This window comes from Streptomyces sp. WAC05374, assembly GCF_004353505.1.
GTDB lineage: Bacteria > Actinomycetota > Actinomycetes > Streptomycetales > Streptomycetaceae > Streptomyces.
Window position 1 is genome coordinate 98348 of the sequence record NZ_SMNQ01000002.1, and the last position, 16403, is coordinate 114750.

21 protein-coding genes are annotated in these 16403 nt (G+C 71.8%); 3 read left to right on the top strand and 18 right to left on the bottom strand.

Annotation, left to right across the window (positions count from 1 at the left end; translation table 11 throughout):
• Positions 1–4 precede the first annotated feature (4 nt).
• Positions 5–1192, top strand: a complete 1188-nt coding sequence (locus E2B92_RS05440) for a TerD family protein (protein ID WP_200836932.1) — start codon at positions 5–7, stop codon at positions 1190–1192.
• Between the two features lie 74 nt (positions 1193–1266).
• On the top strand, positions 1267–2028 hold the full coding sequence (locus E2B92_RS05445) for an SDR family NAD(P)-dependent oxidoreductase (RefSeq protein ID WP_126883609.1): 762 nt from the start codon (positions 1267–1269) through the stop codon (positions 2026–2028).
• Positions 2029–2074: 46 nt separating this feature from the next.
• On the opposite strand, the gene E2B92_RS05450 is transcribed toward E2B92_RS05445, so the two are convergent.
• Complete coding sequence (locus E2B92_RS05450) at positions 2075–3535, bottom strand: hypothetical protein (protein ID WP_126883608.1); 1461 nt, start codon at positions 3533–3535, stop codon at positions 2075–2077.
• Positions 3536–3728: 193 nt separating this feature from the next.
• On the opposite strand from E2B92_RS05450, the gene E2B92_RS05455 reads away from it, so the two are divergent.
• Positions 3729–5588: an endonuclease/exonuclease/phosphatase family protein gene (locus E2B92_RS05455; RefSeq protein ID WP_126883607.1), complete on the top strand. Its 1860-nt coding sequence runs from the start codon at positions 3729–3731 to the stop codon at positions 5586–5588.
• 4 nt (positions 5589–5592) lie between these two features.
• Here E2B92_RS05455 and E2B92_RS05460 read toward each other — a convergent pair whose 3' ends face one another.
• The 17 genes from E2B92_RS05460 to sufD all read right to left on the bottom strand — a co-directional run bounded on the left by E2B92_RS05460 (position 5593) and on the right by sufD (position 16295).
• Positions 5593–6309, bottom strand: a complete 717-nt coding sequence (locus E2B92_RS05460) for an antibiotic biosynthesis monooxygenase (protein WP_126883606.1) — start codon at positions 6307–6309, stop codon at positions 5593–5595.
• 102 nt (positions 6310–6411) lie between these two features.
• Complete coding sequence (locus E2B92_RS05465) at positions 6412–6699, bottom strand: DUF4235 domain-containing protein (RefSeq protein WP_126883605.1); 288 nt, start codon at positions 6697–6699, stop codon at positions 6412–6414.
• A gap of 8 nt (positions 6700–6707) precedes the next feature.
• The gene (locus E2B92_RS05470; RefSeq protein ID WP_126883604.1) at positions 6708–6965 is read right to left on the bottom strand and encodes a DUF3618 domain-containing protein; all 258 of its coding nucleotides are present in this window, start codon (positions 6963–6965) and stop codon (positions 6708–6710) included.
• The gene (locus tag E2B92_RS05475) at positions 6962–7351 is read right to left on the bottom strand and encodes a phage holin family protein (RefSeq protein ID WP_235023703.1); all 390 of its coding nucleotides are present in this window, start codon (positions 7349–7351) and stop codon (positions 6962–6964) included. The genes E2B92_RS05470 and E2B92_RS05475 overlap by 4 nt, the downstream gene beginning before the upstream one ends.
• Positions 7352–7563: 212 nt before the next feature.
• A complete protein-coding gene (locus tag E2B92_RS05480) occupies positions 7564–7770 on the bottom strand; it encodes a hypothetical protein (RefSeq protein WP_126883603.1) in 207 nt (68 codons plus the stop codon).
• Between the two features lie 91 nt (positions 7771–7861).
• On the bottom strand, positions 7862–8845 hold the full coding sequence (gene dapD / locus E2B92_RS05485; RefSeq protein WP_126883602.1) for a 2,3,4,5-tetrahydropyridine-2,6-dicarboxylate N-succinyltransferase: 984 nt from the start codon (positions 8843–8845) through the stop codon (positions 7862–7864).
• A gap of 101 nt (positions 8846–8946) precedes the next feature.
• Complete coding sequence (locus tag E2B92_RS05490; protein ID WP_126883601.1) at positions 8947–9951, bottom strand: hypothetical protein; 1005 nt, start codon at positions 9949–9951, stop codon at positions 8947–8949.
• On the bottom strand, positions 9944–10543 hold the full coding sequence (locus tag E2B92_RS05495; protein ID WP_126883600.1) for an RNA polymerase sigma factor: 600 nt from the start codon (positions 10541–10543) through the stop codon (positions 9944–9946). Before E2B92_RS05495 ends, E2B92_RS05490 begins: the two co-directional genes overlap by 8 nt.
• A 61-nt stretch (positions 10544–10604) precedes the next feature.
• Complete coding sequence (locus E2B92_RS05500; protein WP_126883599.1) at positions 10605–11147, bottom strand: TetR/AcrR family transcriptional regulator; 543 nt, start codon at positions 11145–11147, stop codon at positions 10605–10607.
• Positions 11147–11485: a DMT family transporter gene (locus E2B92_RS05505; protein WP_260604302.1), complete on the bottom strand. Its 339-nt coding sequence runs from the start codon at positions 11483–11485 to the stop codon at positions 11147–11149. The genes E2B92_RS05500 and E2B92_RS05505 overlap by 1 nt, the downstream gene beginning before the upstream one ends.
• 13 nt (positions 11486–11498) lie before the next feature.
• Complete coding sequence (locus E2B92_RS05510; protein WP_126883597.1) at positions 11499–11864, bottom strand: VOC family protein; 366 nt, start codon at positions 11862–11864, stop codon at positions 11499–11501.
• Positions 11865–11918: 54 nt separating this feature from the next.
• Positions 11919–12233, bottom strand: coding sequence for a metal-sulfur cluster assembly factor (locus E2B92_RS05515; protein ID WP_107415568.1), 315 nt, complete (start codon positions 12231–12233; stop codon positions 11919–11921).
• 65 nt (positions 12234–12298) lie between these two features.
• On the bottom strand, positions 12299–12763 hold the full coding sequence (sufU, locus tag E2B92_RS05520) for a Fe-S cluster assembly sulfur transfer protein SufU (RefSeq protein WP_126883596.1): 465 nt from the start codon (positions 12761–12763) through the stop codon (positions 12299–12301).
• Between the two features lie 8 nt (positions 12764–12771).
• The gene (locus E2B92_RS05525) at positions 12772–14028 is read right to left on the bottom strand and encodes a cysteine desulfurase (RefSeq protein ID WP_126883595.1); all 1257 of its coding nucleotides are present in this window, start codon (positions 14026–14028) and stop codon (positions 12772–12774) included.
• A complete protein-coding gene (sufC, locus tag E2B92_RS05530; protein ID WP_126883594.1) occupies positions 14025–14789 on the bottom strand; it encodes a Fe-S cluster assembly ATPase SufC in 765 nt (254 codons plus the stop codon). Before sufC ends, E2B92_RS05525 begins: the two co-directional genes overlap by 4 nt.
• A 7-nt stretch (positions 14790–14796) precedes the next feature.
• Positions 14797–15114 (bottom strand): non-heme iron oxygenase ferredoxin subunit, encoded by a 318-nt coding sequence (locus E2B92_RS05535; protein ID WP_126883593.1) that lies wholly within the window; start codon positions 15112–15114, stop codon positions 14797–14799.
• Positions 15114–16295: a Fe-S cluster assembly protein SufD gene (sufD, locus tag E2B92_RS05540; RefSeq protein ID WP_126883592.1), complete on the bottom strand. Its 1182-nt coding sequence runs from the start codon at positions 16293–16295 to the stop codon at positions 15114–15116. Before sufD ends, E2B92_RS05535 begins: the two co-directional genes overlap by 1 nt.
• Positions 16296–16403: the final 108 nt, after the last annotated feature.

The following is a 16403-nucleotide window of genomic DNA, read 5'->3' on the forward strand; positions in this document are numbered from 1 at the left end:
CGGCATGACAGCTATGACCCCCGGCTCGAACATCCCCCTTCCCGTCACCCGCGTGGCGGTGGACGTCGCCGCGCCCGTGCGCCTCGACGTATCGGGCCTGCTGCTCACCGCCGACGGCAAGGTGCGCTCCGACGACGACTTCATCTTCTACAACCAGCCGTCCGGGCCCGGCGTGACCTACCGGTCCGGCGGCGGCACGGCGCCCGACGCGATCATCGTGGACACGTCCGCCGTCCCGCCCGGCATCGAGAAGATCGTCGTCACCGCGAGCCCGGACGCCCCGGGGCAGACCTTCCAGGGCATCGAGCCCACCGCCACCATCCGCGACGCCGACGACGGCGGCGTGCTCGCCACCTTCACCCCGCCGCGCCTCGGCACGGAGACCGCGCTGGTCGTGGTCGAGGTCTACCTCCGGGGCGGCGCCTGGAAGGCCCGCGCCGTCGGCCAGGGGTACGCCAACGGGCTGGCCGGCATCGCCACCGACTTCGGCGTCTCGGTCGACGAGGAGCCCGCCCAGGCCGCCCCCGCGGCGCCCGCCCCGGCCCAGGCAGCCCCCGCCCCGCAGGCCGCCCCGGCCCCCGCCCAGGCACCGGCGCCCCCGGCGGCCTCCACCGGGAAGATCAACCTCGACAAGGGCCGGGTCAGCCTCCAGAAGAACCAGACCGTCTCCCTCGTCAAGGGCGGCCGCCCCCTGCTCTCCCAGGTCAAGATGGGCCTCGGCTGGGAGCCCGCGTTCCGGGGCAAGGACATCGACCTCGACGCCTCCGTCATCGCCTACGGCCCCCAGCGCAACCACCTGGACAGTTGCTACTTCGGCAAGCTCGCCATCCTCAACGGCGCCATCAAGCACTCCGGCGACAACCTCACCGGTGAGGGCGCGGGCGACGACGAGGTGATCGTGGTCGACCTCGGCCGGCTCCCCGCCGATGCCACGGGCCTGGTCTTCACGGTCAACAGCTTCTCCGGCCAGAAGTTCACCGAGGTGGCCAAGGCGTACTGCCGCCTGATGGACGCGGCGACCGGCGAGGAGCTGGTCCGCTTCGACCTCACCTCCGCCGAGCCGCAGACCGGCGTCATGATGGCCAAGCTCATCAAGCAGTTCTCCGGCGAGTGGGAGATGACCGCGATGGGCGAGTTCGTGAAGTCGCGGACCGTGCGCGGCATGGTCAAGCCGGCCGCCCAGGCCCTGTGAGCCACGACGGGGCGGCCCGGCCCGGCCGGGCCGCCCTCCCCCCGTCCGGACCGGGGACGACGGAGGCGTACGGGATGCGGCCCACCGGTCGCCGCGTCCTCGTCAGCGGCGCCTCGCGGGGCCTCGGCCGCGCGGTCGCCCAGGCCTTCGCGGCGAACGGCGACCGGGTCGCGGTGCACTACGCCTCGCGCGCCGACGAGGCCCGTACGACGCTCGACTCCCTTCCCGGCACGGGCCACGCCCTGACGGGCGGCGACCTCACCGACCCGGCCGGGGCCGTGCGGGTCGCGGACGCCGCCGCCACCGCGCTCGGCGGCCTGGACGTTCTCGTCAACAACGCGGCGGTCAACACCCGCCACCCGCTGCCCGACACCCCCTACGACGCGTGGGTCGCGGCCTGGCAGCAGCATGTCGCCGTCAACCTGCTCGCCACCGCGAACCTGAGCCACCTGGCCGCACGCCGCATGATCGACCAGGGCACGGGCGGACGCATCGTCAACATCGGCTCACGCGGAGCGTTCCGGGGCGAACCGGACCACCCCGCCTACGGCGCCACCAAAGCCGCCGTCCACGCCCTGGGCCAGTCGCTGGCGGTCTCCCTCGCGCCGTACGGCATCGCCGTCGCCTCGGTCGCCCCCGGCTTCTTCGCCACGGAGCGCGTGGCGCCCCGCCTGACCGGCCCGGAGGGCGACGCCATCCGCGCCCAGAGCCCCTTCGGCCGGGTGGGCACGCCCGAGGAGATCGCGGCCGCGGTGCTCTGGCTGGCGTCGCCCGCCGCCGAGTGGTCCTCCGGCACCATCCTGGACCTGAACGGCGCGTCCCACCTCCGCACCTGAAGCGCCCCGCCCGGCCGCGGCGGGGCCGGGCCGGGCGGACAAAGCGTCAGGCGCCCGTGCGCGAGCGGGACTTGAACGCGGCCTTACGGGCCTCCTTCGCCACGTGCTTGTCGCGGTGCAGCCGGCCCATCGCCTCCAGGACCTCCGGCGTGGCCGGGTGCTCCACCCGCCAGGCGGCGTCGAAGAAGCCGCTGTGCTGGCTCGTCAGCCCCTCCACCAGTTCCTGGAGTTCCTCCAGGTCGCCGCCGCCCGCCGCGTCCAATTGCGCCGCGATCGTGTCGATGGCCAGCCAGAAGATCATCGACTCCGGCGGCGCCGGCACATCCGCCGCGCCCCGCTCCGCGAGCCACACACGGGCCAGACCGCCCAGCTCCGGGTCGCCCAGGACCTCCCGTACCGCTTCCTCCGCCTCCGCGCCCACCAGCGACAGGGCCTGCTGGCAGCGGAGCCGCCGCAGGGGCGAGCCGGCGTCCGTGCCCTTCGCCGCCGCGAGCAGCTCGCGCGCCGCCGGGACCGCCTCCCGGCGGGCCAGCCACTCCTGGGTCTCCGCCCGCGCCGACGCCTCCGGGTAGTGGGCCACCCCGTCGAGCAGCGTGTCCGCGCCCTTGTCGGCCAGGTCGCCGACCGCCGGGACGTCCATGCCCGCCTCCAGCATCCGGGCGCGGACGCCGTACAGCCCGAGGGGGGTCAGCTTGACCATCCCGTACCGCGACACGTCCTCGTCGTCGCCCATGGGCGCCGGGTCCTCGTCCTCCTCGGCCATCAGCGCCTCGTCGACGGGCTGGTACGCGACGAGCCCGACCGGCTCCAGCACCCGGAACTGGTCGTCCAGGCGCATCATGGCCTCCGACACCTGCTCCAGGACGTCGTCGGTCGGTTCGCCCATGTCGTCGGGCACGATCATCGACGCGGCGAGCGCGGGCAGCGGCACCGGAGCGGCACCGGCGCCACCCTCCGCGACGGTGAGCAGGTACAGGTTCGCGAGGACGCCGTCGAGGAACTCGGCCTCGCGCTGCGGGTCCCAGTCCAGCGACTCCAGGTCGAGGTCGCCGTCCTCGCCGATCGCGTCGGCCAGGTCGTCGAACAGGGGCGCGGTCGCGTCCGCGAGCGCCGTCTCCAGGGCGTCCAGCCACAGCGCGAGGACGTCCTGGGGCGCCCCGCCGGTGACCAGGGCGAGCTGTCCGCCGGGCTCCACGGCACCGCCCTCGCCGCCGTGCTCGTCCTCCTGCGGCTCCTCGACCACCACGAGCCCGGTGTCGACGGCGACGCGCCACGCCTCGCCGGCATAGGCCGCGCCGTCGTCGTCCGGGGCGAGCCCCAGCGCCTCGGCGGCGGACGGCAGTTGCTCCTCGACGAGCTCGCCGTCGGCGTCCACCCGGGTGTCGGGCCCCGCCCAGCGGGCGAGCCGGACGGCCCTGGCCAGCAGCGGGGCGACGAGGGCGTCGCGCGCGAGCTCCGCGTCCGAGGGCAGCCGCACCGGCGGCAGGGTGGGGCGATCCGACGACATCAGCGGTCTCTCCTCGGCACATGCGTGGGGGTCGGGCGGCCCCCAGCGTAGACGCATTCGGCCCCCCACCCGGCCGTTCATGTACCGGTCAAAATCCGGCCATCCGTGAACCCTTGACAAGTATGGGCCCCAGCCAAGAGATTGACGCGCGTAGAGCTACCGCTCAGTACCTCCCACACATTCGGAGCCTGTGATGTCTTCCTCCCTCCCGAGATCCGCGCCGCGCACCGCCGCCGTCTCGGCCGTCGTCGCCACCGCACTCGCCGCCGGCCTGATCGCCGCCGGTTCGGCCACCGCCGCCGACCCGGCCGGCAGCACCGCCGACGCGGTGCGCATCCACGACATTCAGGGCACCACTCGGATATCCCCGCTCGTGGGACAGCAGGTCAGCGGTGTGTCCGGCATCGTCACCGGCGTACGCGCTTACGGCTCGCGCGGGTTCTGGCTCCAGGACACCCGGGCCGACGACAACCCGGCCACCAGTGAGGGCGTGTTCGTCTACACCGGCTCGGTCCCGACCGTCGCCGTCGGCGACGCGGTCACCGTCTCCGGCACCGTCACGGAGTACGTCCCGGGCGGCACCTCCTCCGGGAACCAGTCGCTCACGCAGATCACCAAGCCGACCGTCACCGTCACCTCCTCCGGCAACCCGGTGCCCGCACCGGTCACCATCACCGCCCGCTCGGTCCCCTCGGCGTACGCGCCCGAGGGCGACCCGGCGGCCGGCGGGTCCATCAACGGCCTGACCCTCCAGCCGGGCCGTTACGCCCTGGACCACTACGAGTCCCTGGAGGGCACCAACGTCCGCATCGGCTCCTCCCGGGTCGTCGGCGCGACCAGCCCGCACCACGAGATGTGGGTGACGGTGAAGCCGCACGAGAACGACAACCGGCGCGGCGGCACGGTCTACGGCTCGTACACCTCGCAGAACACCGGCCGCCTCCAGATCCAGTCGCTGGTCCCGATCGCCCAGACGCCGTTCCCGAAGGCGAACGTGGGCGACTGGCTGACCGGCACGACCGAGGGCCCGCTGGACTTCAACCAGTTCGGCGGCTACGCCCTCGCCGCCCGGTCCCTCGGCACGGTCGCCGACCGGGGCCTGGAGCGGGAGAGGACCGAGAAGCAGCACCGCAGCGAGCTCGCGGTGGCGACGTACAACGTCGAGAACCTCGACCCGTCGGACCCGCAGGAGAAGTTCGACGCGCTCGCGAGCGCCGTCGTGGAGAACCTGGCCTCGCCCGACATCGTCGCCCTGGAGGAGATCCAGGACAACAACGGCGCCAAGAACGACGGCACGGTCGCCGCCGACGAGACGCTGAAGAAGTTCACGGACGCGATCGTGGCGGCCGGCGGACCGGCGTACGAGTGGCGCACCATCGACCCCGTCAACAACAAGGACGGCGGCGAGCCGGGCGGCAACATCCGCCAGGTGTTCCTCTTCAACCCCGAGCGCGTGTCGTTCACGGACCGCGCGGGCGGCGACGCGACGACCGCGACCGGCGTCGTACGGGAGAAGGGGCGGGCGGCCCTGACCCACTCCCCCGGCCGGATCGACCCGGCGAACACGGCGTGGGACAACAGCCGCAAGCCGCTCGCGGGCGAGTTCACCTTCCGCGGCCGTACGGTCTTCGTGATCGCCAACCACTTCGGTTCGAAGGGCGGCGACGAGTCGCTGGTCTCGCACCGCCAGCCGCCGAACCGTTCCTCCGAGGCCAAGCGCCTCCTCCAGGCGCAGGCCGTCAACACCTTCGTCAAGGACATCCTGGCGGCCCAGCGCACCGCCGACGTCGTCGTCCTCGGCGACATCAACGACTTCGAGTTCTCCGCGACGACGGAGGCGCTGACGGACGACGGCGCCCTGCACGCGGCGGTCACGTCCCTGCCGCGCAGCGAGCGTTACTCGTACGTGTTCCAGGGCAACAGCCAGGTTCTGGACCAGATCCTGACCAGCCCGTCGATCCGCCACTTCGAGTACGACAGCGTGCACATCAACGCCGAGTTCGCCGAGCAGAACAGCGACCACGACCCGCAGGTGCTGCGCTTCCGCCCGTAGCCCGTCAGGACGCGCCCGCGCTGAGGCTCAGTGCGGGCGCGTACCGCTTCACGCCACCGCCGGTGACCCCGGGGTACGTCCGCACCTTCGTCCACTGCGGTGTGTCCGCGCCGATCCCGTCGCCGGGCGCGGCGAGTGCCTGGATGTGGGCCTCGGCGCTCTCCCACTCCGCGTAGTTGAGGACGCGGGTGCCGTCGAGGCTGATGTGGAAGTGCCCGGAGATCCCGCCGGGGTGGGGTCCCGGGTCGGTCCGCAGCGCCTCGAACACGCCGTCCACCCAGTCCCGTTGGCGGTCGGCGTCGGGACCGTCGAACTCGACGTCCACGATCACCACGCAGTTGGGTACGCGGGTGTCGTCGGCGTTCAGCGCACCGCTGCGGTAGCGCGTGTACGAGTGCAGCGCCACCCGCTCGATCCCGGGAACGGCGGCGTCGATCTCGGCGTTGCGGTCGTCCCGGTGCACACGGACGAACTCCTCGTACGCCTCCTCGCTCGTCCACTGCGAGTAGTGCAGGAGCGTTTCCCCGTCCTCGCCGGTGTGGACCGTGTACGACAGCAGCCCCACGTCCGGCCAGTCCCGCGTGCGCCAGGCCGCCTCGATGGCGTCGACAGCGGCCCGCTGCCGCTCCGGCGTACCGACGCGCCAGGTGCTCACCTTGACGACGCCGACGCCGGGGCGGCGCAGGTCCGGACGGGCGTGGGGCTCCACGATCATGGTCATGCCGGTCCTCCTCGTCCGCCGCGCCACCCGTGTGGCGCGGTCGCACGACCATGCTCGGAGATCAAGTGCGGTTGAGGTCAAGGACGCCGGGGCGACGGCCCGTCAGCCCGGCCAGGTGCCCGTCAGACGACGGACGCCCACCGCCCCGCCCCGGTCCACGGCGGCCTTGACCACCGCGAAGATGGCACCCTCGACGGCCGCCGCGAGGAGGATTTCCTTCCACTCCCGTTCCTCGTCCATGGCGTCCGGTGCGTCTCCGTTGCCGATCGCGGCCCAGGTGCGGGAGAACAGCGTGCTCGCCACGGCACCGCTCGCCATGCCCAGGAGGATGCCGACCGGACGGTACAGAAGCTTCTGCTTGCGCTTCTTCTTCTTCGCCTGCTTGGCCATGTCCGGCCTCACCCCCAGATTCCGGTACGGCGGAGCTGCCACAGCACGACACCGGCGACCACGACCGCGGCGACCGCCGCGAGGGCCCGGCGCGGGTGTTCCCGGACCGGTTCCGGGGTCTTGTCGTGCACCAGGTGGGCGGCGCGTGCCTTCACGTCCGTCCTGGCCATGAGCTGGTCGATGGTCTCGCCCAGTTCCTGCCGTTTGCGGGCCGCCTGGAGGCGGAGTTCGTCAGGTCCCGGGCTGCGGTGGGTGTCCCGTGTCATCGGTGGACCCTCTCCTTGATCTCGTGGACGTCCGATCGCACACCGTCGATGGCCCGCTCGGGCTTGGGCGGCACCGCGCGTTTGAGCTGCGCCCGGCCCAGCGCGGCCAGGACGCCGGCCAGGACCAGGAAGATCCCTGTCGCGATCAGTACGGCCGCCCACACGTCGAGCGGTATCGCCAGTGCGGCGGCGACGCTGGCCCACACACCGATGAGCCCGACATAGCCGACGGCCGCCGCGGCGCCCAGCATCCCGCCGCCCTTGCCGGCGCGTTTGCCCTTCTGCATCATCTCGGCCTGCGCGGTGCGCATCTCGGTCTTCACCAGGTCGGAGAGCTGTTCCGACGCCTGCTTCACCAGCTCGCCGACCGACGGTTCTCCGGCCACGCGGATCGCCTCCCATCTCGTACGGGGAAGCTCCGGGTACCCCGTCGAGCGGCAGCGCAACCAGCCGATTCTTCAGCGACCCTTGCCCTGACTTGGGCAAGCGTTAAGGAACCCTGCACCGTCGTCGCCCAGGACAGCCGTCAGCCCGCCGACCGTGAGGCGGTCGGCGGGCTGCTGCGGGGCGGCGTGCGAGGAGCGGCTGCGGAACCGGCTCAGGAACCGACCACCTGGTTGTGACCCAGGACGGCGACGTGTTCCAGCACGTCCTCCATGGGGTCGTCGATCTGGCCGATCGAGACCAGCGTGATGCGGTGGCCGTTGTCGGAGCCGTGGTGGGCCTCGTCGGCGTGGGCCGCGCCGGACGGGAGGGTGGCCGCCAGTGCGAGCACCCCCGGTACGACGAGCCTGCTGATCTTCATATGAGCCGTCCCTCGCCTTGCCGATTCGTGTGACCGTGCGCAACCTGCTTATCCACCCGACTGGCGGAAAGGTCACGCACCATCACACGAATCAGTCGTTGCTGTGGAGGATGTCGTTGAGACCGCCCCACACCGCGTTGTTCGGACGGGCCTCCACGGTGCCGGTGACCGAGTTGCGGCGGAAGAGGATGTGGGAGGCGCCGGACAGCTCCCGGGCCTTCACGATCTGGCCGTCGGGCATCGTCACACGCGTACCGGCGGTGATGTAGAGGCCGGCCTCCACGACGCACTCGTCGCCCAGCGCGATGCCGACGCCCGCCTCGGCGCCGATCAGGCAGCGCTCACCGACGGAGATGATGACGTTGCCGCCGCCCGAGAGGGTGCCCATGGTGGAGGCGCCGCCGCCGATGTCGGAGCCGTCGCCGATGACGACGCCCGCGGAGATGCGGCCCTCGACCATCGAGGTGCCGAGGGTGCCGGCGTTGAAGTTGACGAAGCCCTCGTGCATGACGGTGGTCCCGGCGGCGAGGTGCGCGCCGAGCCGCACGCGGTCGGCGTCGGCGATGCGGACGCCCTTGGGGGCGACGTAGTCGGTCATGCGCGGGAACTTGTCGACGCTGGTGACCTGGAGGTGCAGGCCCTCGGCGCGGGCGTTGAGCCGGACCTTCTCCAGGTCGTCGACGGCGACGGGACCGAGCGAGGTCCAGGCGACGTTGGCGAGCAGGCCGAAGATCCCGTCCAGGCTCTGGCCGTGCGGCCGCACGAGCCGGTGGCTGAGCAGGTGCAGACGGAGGTAGACGTCGTGCGTGTCGAGCGGCTTGTCGTCCAGCGAGGCGATGACGGTGCGCACGGCGACGACCTCGACGCCGCGCCGGGCGTCGACGCCGACGGCCTTGGCGGCGCCCTCGCCGAGGAGGTTCACGGCCTGGTCGGCGCCGAGCCGCTCGGTCCCGGCGGGCCCGGGCTCGGCGACGAGCTCGGGGGCGGGGAACCAGGTGTCGAGAACGGTGCCGTCGCCGGCGATGGTGGCAAGGCCGGCGGCGACGGCGCCGGTGGTACGAGGTGCAGAAGTCATGCCAGAAACCTAACCGGCGCCCCACCGCCCGGGCGAACCGGTCTCACGTCCCGGTCGCCCGCCCCGGACCCCCGTCCGGGGGCGGGCGACGCGGGACGGCATCAGGAGCGCTCGCCGCGTGCGTCGACGACCTCGGTGGTGGCGCGCAGGGCGGTGGCGAGAACGGTGCCCTTGGCCACGTAGGGGCCGCCGGACTCCTTGCCGCTGACGTAGTAGCCGATGCCGGCCACCAGCCGGAAACCGCGGAACGCCTGCGTCTCCGGGTCGAACAGCACCTGGAAGGTGTTCCGCGCGTAGGAGTAGTCGCGGTAGTTGCCCTCGACCCCCAGCGCCAGCAGCGCCCCCTTTCCGCCGGGAGCGGCGGTGGACGTCAGCGTGGCCCCCGGCAGCTTCCTGGCGGTGCGGAACAGCAGTCGCCCCTTGGCCTCGGGCATCACGGTCGCCGTCGCCAGGACCTCAGCGATCTCCTCGAAGTCGCGCTGCCCCTGGGTCAGCCGCCACGCGCTGGTCGACCGGCTGGGGATGGAGCGCTTCCGGATCAGGCGGAGGGCTCCGTCGGTGTCGTCCGGCAGGTCTTCCACGAGCGAGTCCGACTGCCGGTGGGTGAGGGTGTCGCCCGATCCGGCTCCTCCGTAGCGCGCGCCCGACGGGGTCTGCGCGGGAGGGACCTCGCCCGTGAACTCGTCCCAGCCGTCGTACCGCTCCCATGCCTCCTGCGTGTAGGGCTTCCTGGTCCGCAGGTCACAGGACGCTCCCGTCCTGTTGAAGCTGAGATCGATGTTGAGCATCTCCATGCCCTCGCCGCCGCTTCCTCCGGCGCCGCAGTCCACCATCCGCCACTCGGTCTTGCGGTAGATCCACTGGTCCGCCCGGGGCTTGACCGCCGGGGCCGCCGGCTCGTGGTCGGCCGGCAGCAGCGTGGCGAGCGTCGCCACCGCCGTGACGGCGGCTGCCGCGCCCGCAACCGCCGGCCACCACCCGCCCCGGAGGCGGCGCCGGGGGCGGGCGGCCTCGTCGAGGAGGCGTTGGCGGCCCGGGGCGAGGCGGGCGCGGTCGGGGGCCGGGGCGTCCGCGCGGAAGTCCTGGAGCGTCCGCATCTCATCCATGGGTGGCCTCCGTGGCGAAGTCGTGTGCGAGGGTGGGGTCACTGTCGCCGAGCGCCGCGCGGACCTTCCTGCGCGCCCGGTTGAGGCGGGAGCGGACGGTGCCGACCGGGATGGAGAGCGCTTCGGCGACCTCCTGGTAGGTCAGGTCCGCCCAGGCGACCAGCAGCAGCACATGGCGGTCGCCGCCGGACAGGGCCGCGAGGGCGCCCGCCAGCGCCCCGTGGACGGCCTGGGCGGTGACGCGGTCGTCGGCGTGGTCGACCCAGGACTCGGCGACCGGGTCGTGCCCGGTGCGGGCCAGCAGGCCCAGGGCGCGGACCTCGGTGCGGCGCTGCTTGCCGATCAGGTTGGCGGCGATGCCGTAGAGCCAGGGGCGGGCGTTGGCGCGGCCCAGGTCGTAGCGGGTGCGGGCCCGGAACGCGGCGAGGAAGGTGTCGGCGGTGATGTCGTCGGCGGCCGCGTCGCCGAGCCGCCGGGCGGCGTAGCGGTGGATGTCGGCGGCGTACCGGTTGTACAGCTCGGCGAAGACCTCCGGCCGCTCCAGGGACACGGCTATGACGGCCGCGTCGTCGTCGCCCGGGGGGCCGGTCACAGGGTCTCCGTCTGTTACGGGTGTGGTCACACCCTCTGTTCCCCGCGGCCCGGATCGGGGTTCACGGGAGCAGGCGCCGCAGCATCTCGGCGGCGTACTCCTCGTCGTACGCCGTGTCCGTGAGCAGCACCCGGAGGCAGATGCCGTCCATGAGGGCGGCGAGCGCCCGGGCGGTGGCCGGGTCCGTCCCGGCCGACAGGGCGGCCACCAGGTCGTCGGTCCACTCGGCGGCGACGGTCCGCAGGGCGGGGCGCCGCAGGGCGGCGAGGTACAGCTCATACTCCAGCTCCACACCGGTGCGCTCGCCGCCCAGCCACTGCCCCATCAGCCGGGCGAGCCCGGCCGCGAGGTCGGGGGCGGTGAGCGCGCCGCTGTCGCGGACGGCCGCCGCGAAGCCCTCGCCGGTCCGGCGCAGCGCGGCGACGAGCAGTTCGTCGAGGGAGGCGAAGTGGTACGTCGTCGAGCCGAGCGGCACGTCCGCCTCCGCGGCCACCGTGCGGTGGCTCAGCCCCGCGATGCCGGAGCGTCCGACGACGCGGATGGCCGCGTCGATGATGCGCAGCCGCCGGTCGGGGTCGTACCGGCGGGGTGCGCGGGGCGTCATCAGTGGGCTCCGCCGAGGTTGAGCACGACCACGCCGGCGATCACGAGGGCGATGCCCAGGACTTTGACGAGGCTGGTGGACTCGTCGAGGAACAGCATCCCGATGGCGGCGACGGCGGCGGTCCCGACCCCCGCCCAGATGGCGTAGGCGGTGCCGACCGACAGCGTCTTGAGCGTCTGGGCGAGCAGGCCGAAGGCCAGCAGGTATCCCGCGACGGTGATCAGCGAGGGCCACAGCCGGGTGAAGCCCTCGCTGTACTTCATGGCCGTCGTGCCGGCCACCTCCGCCGCGATGGCCGCGGCGAGCAGTCCGTATCCCATGTGTACGAGCGTACACATGGGAGGGCGGCGCTCAGCCGGTGAGGGACGTCTTCGGCCGGAGCACGCAGAACTCGTTGCCCTCGGGGTCGGCGAGGACCACCCAGGTCACGTCGTCGCCCTGCCCGACGTCCACCCGCCGCGCGCCGAGGCCGATGATCCGCTCCACCTCGGCGGCCTGGTCGTCGGGCGCCAGGTCCAGGTGGAGCCGGTTCTTGACGGTCTTCCCCTCCGGCACGGTGAGGAAGACGATCCCCGGCATCGCGGTCTCGTCGGCCCCGATGACGATCTCCTCGGGGTCCTCGTAGAGGATCTTCCAGTCCAGGACCCGGGTCCAGAACCGGGCGAGGGCCGGGGCGTCATGGGTGTCGATCGCGATCTGGTACAGAGAAACGGCCATGCCCGCCAGTGTGCCTGGCGGGCATGGCCGTCGCGGCCGGAAAAGGCCGGTACGTCAGACGTTGAAGCCGAGCGCGCGGAGCTGCTCCCGGCCGTCGTCCGTGATCTTGTCCGGACCCCACGGCGGCATCCAGACCCAGTTGATCTTCAGCTCGTTGACGATGCCGTCCGTCGCGGCCTTCGCCTGGTCCTCGATCACATCGGTCAGCGGGCAGGCCGCCGACGTCAGCGTCATGTCCAGGGTCGCGATGTTGGCGTCGTCGATGTGGATGCCGTAGATGAGGCCGAGGTTGACCACGTCGATGCCCAGCTCGGGGTCGACGACGTCGTACAGCGCCTCCCGGACCTCCTCCTCGGAGGCCGGCTTCATCGAAGCCGTGCCGCCGGCGTCCACGGGCGTCACCTCGGCCGGCGTCTGTGCCGTGTCGTGCTCGGTCATGCCGTCTTCCTCTCCGCGCCGTCACCCATCACCTGGGCGGTCGCGTCCTTCCAGGCCATCCAGCTCAGCAGGGCGCACTTCACCCGGGCCGGGTACTTGGAGACGCCGGCGAACGCGACCGCGTCCTCCAGCACCTCCTCCATCGCGTCGTCGGGCTCGATCCTGCCCTTGGACTGCATCAGCTCCAGGAAGGTGCCCTGGATCCTCTGCGCCTCGGCGAGTTCCTTGCCGACGAGGAGTTCATTCAGGACGGAGGCGGATGCCTGGCTGATGGAGCAGCCCTGGCCCTCGTACGACACGTCCGCGATCCGCGACCCGTCGTACTTCACGCGCAGCGTGATCTCGTCCCCGCACGTCGGGTTGACGTGGTGCACCTCGGCGTCGCCGTCCCGCAAGCCCCGCCCGTGCGGGTTCTTGTAGTGGTCCAGGATGACGTCCTGGTACATCGAATCCAGCTTCACACCCGCTCCTAGCCGAAGAAGTTCCGGACGTGCTCCAGGCCGTCGACCAGGGCGTCGACCTCGGCCGGCGTGGAGTACAGATAGAACGACGCCCGCGTGGTCGCAGGAATTCCGTAGCGGAGGCAGACCGGCCGTGCGCAGTGGTGGCCGACCCGGACGGCGATGCCCTGCTCGTCGAGGACCTGGCCCACGTCGTGCGGGTGGATGTCGCCCAGCACGAAGGAGATCGCCGCGCCGCGGTCCTCGGCCGTCACCGGGCCGATGATCCGCAGGTCCGGCACCTCCTGGAGGCGGCGCACCGCGTACTCCGTGATCGCGTGCTCGTGGCGCGCGATGTTCTCCATGCCGATCGAGGTGAGGTAGTCCACGGCCGCGCCCAGGCCGACGGCCTGCGCGATCGGGGGCGTGCCCGCCTCGAACTTGTGCGGCGCCGGGGCGTACGTCGACGAGCTCATCGACACGGTCTCGATCATCTCGCCGCCACCGAGGAACGGCGGGAGGTCCTCCAGCAGCTCCTGGCGGCCCCACAGCACGCCGATGCCGGTCGGGCCGCACATCTTGTGGCCGGTGAACGCGACGAAGTCGGCCTGGAGGGCCTGCACGTCCAGCGGCATGTGCGGGGCGGCCTGCGAGGCGTCGATCAGCACGAGCGCGCCGACGTCCTGGGCGCGGCGCACTATCGCCTCGACCGGATTGACGGTGCCCATGATGTTGGAGACCAGCGTGAAGGAGACGATCTTCGTCTTCTCCGTGATGACCTGCTCGATGTTCGACAGGTCGAGGCGGCCGTCGTCGGTCAGCCCGAACCACTTCAGCTTCGCACCGGTGCGCTGCGACAGGAGCTGCCACGGAACGATGTTGGAGTGGTGCTCCATCTCCGTGATGACGATCTCGGTCTCACGGTCGACGCGGTAGGGCTCATCGGCCCAGCCCAGCATGTTGGCGACGAGGTTGAGCGACTCCGAGGCGTTCTTGGTGAAGATCACCTCGTCCCGGCTGGGCGCGTTGATGAAGGCGGCGACCTTGTCACGCGCCCCCTCGTACAGCGCCGTGGCCTCCTCGGCCAGCACGTGCACGCCGCGGTGCACATTGGCGTTGTGCTGTTCGTAGTACTCACTGAGCACGTCGATGACCTGGCGCGGCGTCTGGGAGGTCGCCGCGTTGTCCAGGTACACGAGCTTCTTGCCGTCGTGGAGTACCCGGTCGAGGATCGGGAAGTCCTTGCGGAGCGCCTCGGTGTCGAGGAGGCCCGGCAACTGTGTCACGCGGATGCGCCACCCTTCGTGTACGACTCGTAGCCCTCGGCCTCGAGCTTGTCGGCCAGCTCGGGGCCGCCCGACTCGACGATGCGGCCGCCGGCGAAGACGTGGACGTGGTCCGGCTTGATGTAGCGCAGGATGCGCGTGTAGTGCGTGATCAGCATGGTGCCGACCTCGCCGCTCTCGCGGACGCGGTTGACGCCCTCGGAGACGATGCGCAGCGCGTCGACGTCCAGGCCGGAGTCGGTCTCGTCGAGGATCGCGATCTTCGGCTTGAGGAGCTCGAGCTGGAGGATCTCGTGGCGCTTCTTCTCACCGCCGGAGAAGCCCTCGTTGACGTTGCGCTCGGCGAAGGACGGGTCCATGTTGAGGCGCTGCATGGCCTCCTTGACCTCCTTCACCCAGGTGCGCAGCTTGGGGGCCTCGCCGCGGACGGCGGTGGCGGAGGTGCGCAGGAAGTTGCTCACCGAGACGCCCGGGACCTCGACCGGGTACTGCATGGCGAGGAAGACGCCGGCGCGGGCGCGCTCGTCGACGGACATCTCCAGGACGTCCTCGCCGTCGAGGGTGACGGTGCCGCCGGTGATCGTGTACTTGGGGTGCCCGGCGAGCGAGTACGCGAGCGTCGACTTGCCGGAGCCGTTCGGGCCCATGATGGCGTGGGTCTCGCCCTGCTTCACGGTCAGGTCGACGCCCTTGAGGATCTCCTTCGTGGCGTTGTCGGCCTCGACGGAGACGTGCAGGTCGCGGATTTCAAGCGTTGCCATGGGTGACTCAGGACTCCTGGGTGACGGAGACGAGCACATCGTCCCCTTCGATCTTTACGGGGTATACGGGGACGGGGCGCGTCGCGGGAAGGCCGGACGGCTTGCCGGTGCGGAGGTCGAAGGCGGACCCGTGCAGCCAGCACTCGATCTGGCAGTCCTCGACCTCGCCCTCCGACAGCGAGACGTTCGCGTGCGAGCAGATGTCGTGGATCGCGAACACCTCGCCCTCGGTCTGCACGACGGAGATGGGCGTGCCGTCGAGTTCCACCCGCTTCGGGGTGTCCTCCTCCAGCTCGCTCAGCCCACAGGCTCGGACGAAGGGCATCAGACGGACGCCTCCAGCTCGGCCTCGATCTTGGCGATGAGGCGCTCCTCGACGTCCGGCAGGCCGATCTGCTGGACGAGCTCGGCGAAGAAGCCGCGGACGACGAGGCGGCGGGCCTCGGCCTCCGGGATACCGCGAGCCATCAGGTAGAAGAGCTGCTCGTCGTCGAAGCGGCCGGTGGCCGAGGCGTGACCGGCGCCGGCGATCTCGCCGGTCTCGATCTCCAGGTTCGGCACGGAGTCGACGCGGGCGCCGTCCGTGAGCACCAGGTTCCGGTTCATCTCGTAGGTGTCGGTGCCCTCGGCCGCGGCCTGGATGAGGACGTCACCGATCCACACGGCGTGCGCTTCGTCGCCCTGGAGCGCGCCCTTGTAGGCGACGTTGGACTTGCAGTGCGGGGTGTTGTGGTCGACCAGGAGGCGGTGCTCCTGGTGCTGGCCCTTGTCGGTGAAGTACAGGCCGAACAGCTCGGCCTCGCCGCCGGTCGCGGCGTACTTCACGCGCGGGTGCAGGCGGACCACGTCACCGCCGAAGGTGACGACGACCGACTTGAAGGAGGCGTCACGGCCGACCAGCGCGTTGTGCTGGGCGACGTGGACGGCCTTCTCGTCCCAGTCCTGGATGGAGACGACGGTGAGCCGGGCGCCGTCGCCGAGCAGGTAGTCGACGTTGGCGGCGAGGACCGCGTCACCGGTGTGGTCGATGACGACGACGGCCTCGGCGAACGCGCCGAGCTCGACGACCTGGTGGCCGAAGGCGGTGCCGCCCTCGCCGTGCACGGAGATCCGGATCGGCTCGGTGAGCACGGTCTCCTTGGGCACGGTGACGACCGAGGCCTTCTCGAAGGCGGAGTACGCCTGGGCGGCGATCCGGTCCACCGGCGTGCCGGCCTTGCCGAGCCGGGCGTCGTCACGGCCGACGGTCTCGACGGTGACGCCCTCGGGCGCCTCCACCTCGACGCGTACGCCGTCGCCGGTGGCGATCGCGGTGCCGTCGTGCAGCCCGCGCAGGCGCTCCAGCGGCGTGAACCGCCACTCCTCCTCACGGCCGTGCGGGACGGGGAAGTCCGCGACGTCGAAGGACGGGGGGGCGCTCATGCGGGTCGCGACGGTGGACTCGGCGGCCACCGCGATGGAGCCGGCGGTGGTGGAGCCCGCCGGGAGATTCTGAGCCTCAGCCATGGCTGTCGGTCTGCTCGCTTTCTGCGTTCGGTGCGTTCGCCGCCCGCGGGACGGCCGGCCGGGGCCGGTCGTGCCGCGGGCCGCTCACTGGGCTCACCGGGTGAGCCC

What these genes read in the sequence shown, in the direction of transcription:
- E2B92_RS05440 (WP_200836932.1), top strand. Translation starts at nt 5, where the DNA reads ATGACAGCTATGACCCCCGGCTCGAACATCCCCCTTCCCGTCACCCGC.
- E2B92_RS05455 (WP_126883607.1), top strand. Translation starts at nt 3,729, where the DNA reads ATGTCTTCCTCCCTCCCGAGATCCGCGCCGCGCACCGCCGCCGTCTCG.
- E2B92_RS05510 (WP_126883597.1), bottom strand. Translation starts at nt 11,864, where the DNA reads ATGGCCGTTTCTCTGTACCAGATCGCGATCGACACCCATGACGCCCCG.
- sufC (WP_126883594.1), bottom strand. Translation starts at nt 14,789, where the DNA reads ATGGCAACGCTTGAAATCCGCGACCTGCACGTCTCCGTCGAGGCCGAC.
- E2B92_RS05445 (WP_126883609.1), top strand. Translation starts at nt 1,267, where the DNA reads ATGCGGCCCACCGGTCGCCGCGTCCTCGTCAGCGGCGCCTCGCGGGGC.
- sufD (WP_126883592.1), bottom strand. Translation starts at nt 16,295, where the DNA reads ATGGCTGAGGCTCAGAATCTCCCGGCGGGCTCCACCACCGCCGGCTCC.
- E2B92_RS05490 (WP_126883601.1), bottom strand. Translation starts at nt 9,951, where the DNA reads ATGGATGAGATGCGGACGCTCCAGGACTTCCGCGCGGACGCCCCGGCC.
- E2B92_RS05500 (WP_126883599.1), bottom strand. Translation starts at nt 11,147, where the DNA reads ATGACGCCCCGCGCACCCCGCCGGTACGACCCCGACCGGCGGCTGCGC.
- E2B92_RS05480 (WP_126883603.1), bottom strand. Translation starts at nt 7,770, where the DNA reads ATGAAGATCAGCAGGCTCGTCGTACCGGGGGTGCTCGCACTGGCGGCC.
- E2B92_RS05515 (WP_107415568.1), bottom strand. Translation starts at nt 12,233, where the DNA reads ATGAAGCCGGCCTCCGAGGAGGAGGTCCGGGAGGCGCTGTACGACGTC.
- dapD (WP_126883602.1), bottom strand. Translation starts at nt 8,845, where the DNA reads ATGACTTCTGCACCTCGTACCACCGGCGCCGTCGCCGCCGGCCTTGCC.
- E2B92_RS05535 (WP_126883593.1), bottom strand. Translation starts at nt 15,114, where the DNA reads ATGCCCTTCGTCCGAGCCTGTGGGCTGAGCGAGCTGGAGGAGGACACC.
- E2B92_RS05450 (WP_126883608.1), bottom strand. Translation starts at nt 3,535, where the DNA reads ATGTCGTCGGATCGCCCCACCCTGCCGCCGGTGCGGCTGCCCTCGGAC.
- E2B92_RS05460 (WP_126883606.1), bottom strand. Translation starts at nt 6,309, where the DNA reads ATGACCATGATCGTGGAGCCCCACGCCCGTCCGGACCTGCGCCGCCCC.
- E2B92_RS05470 (WP_126883604.1), bottom strand. Translation starts at nt 6,965, where the DNA reads ATGACACGGGACACCCACCGCAGCCCGGGACCTGACGAACTCCGCCTC.
- E2B92_RS05465 (WP_126883605.1), bottom strand. Translation starts at nt 6,699, where the DNA reads ATGGCCAAGCAGGCGAAGAAGAAGAAGCGCAAGCAGAAGCTTCTGTAC.
- E2B92_RS05505 (WP_260604302.1), bottom strand. Translation starts at nt 11,485, where the DNA reads ATGTGTACGCTCGTACACATGGGATACGGACTGCTCGCCGCGGCCATC.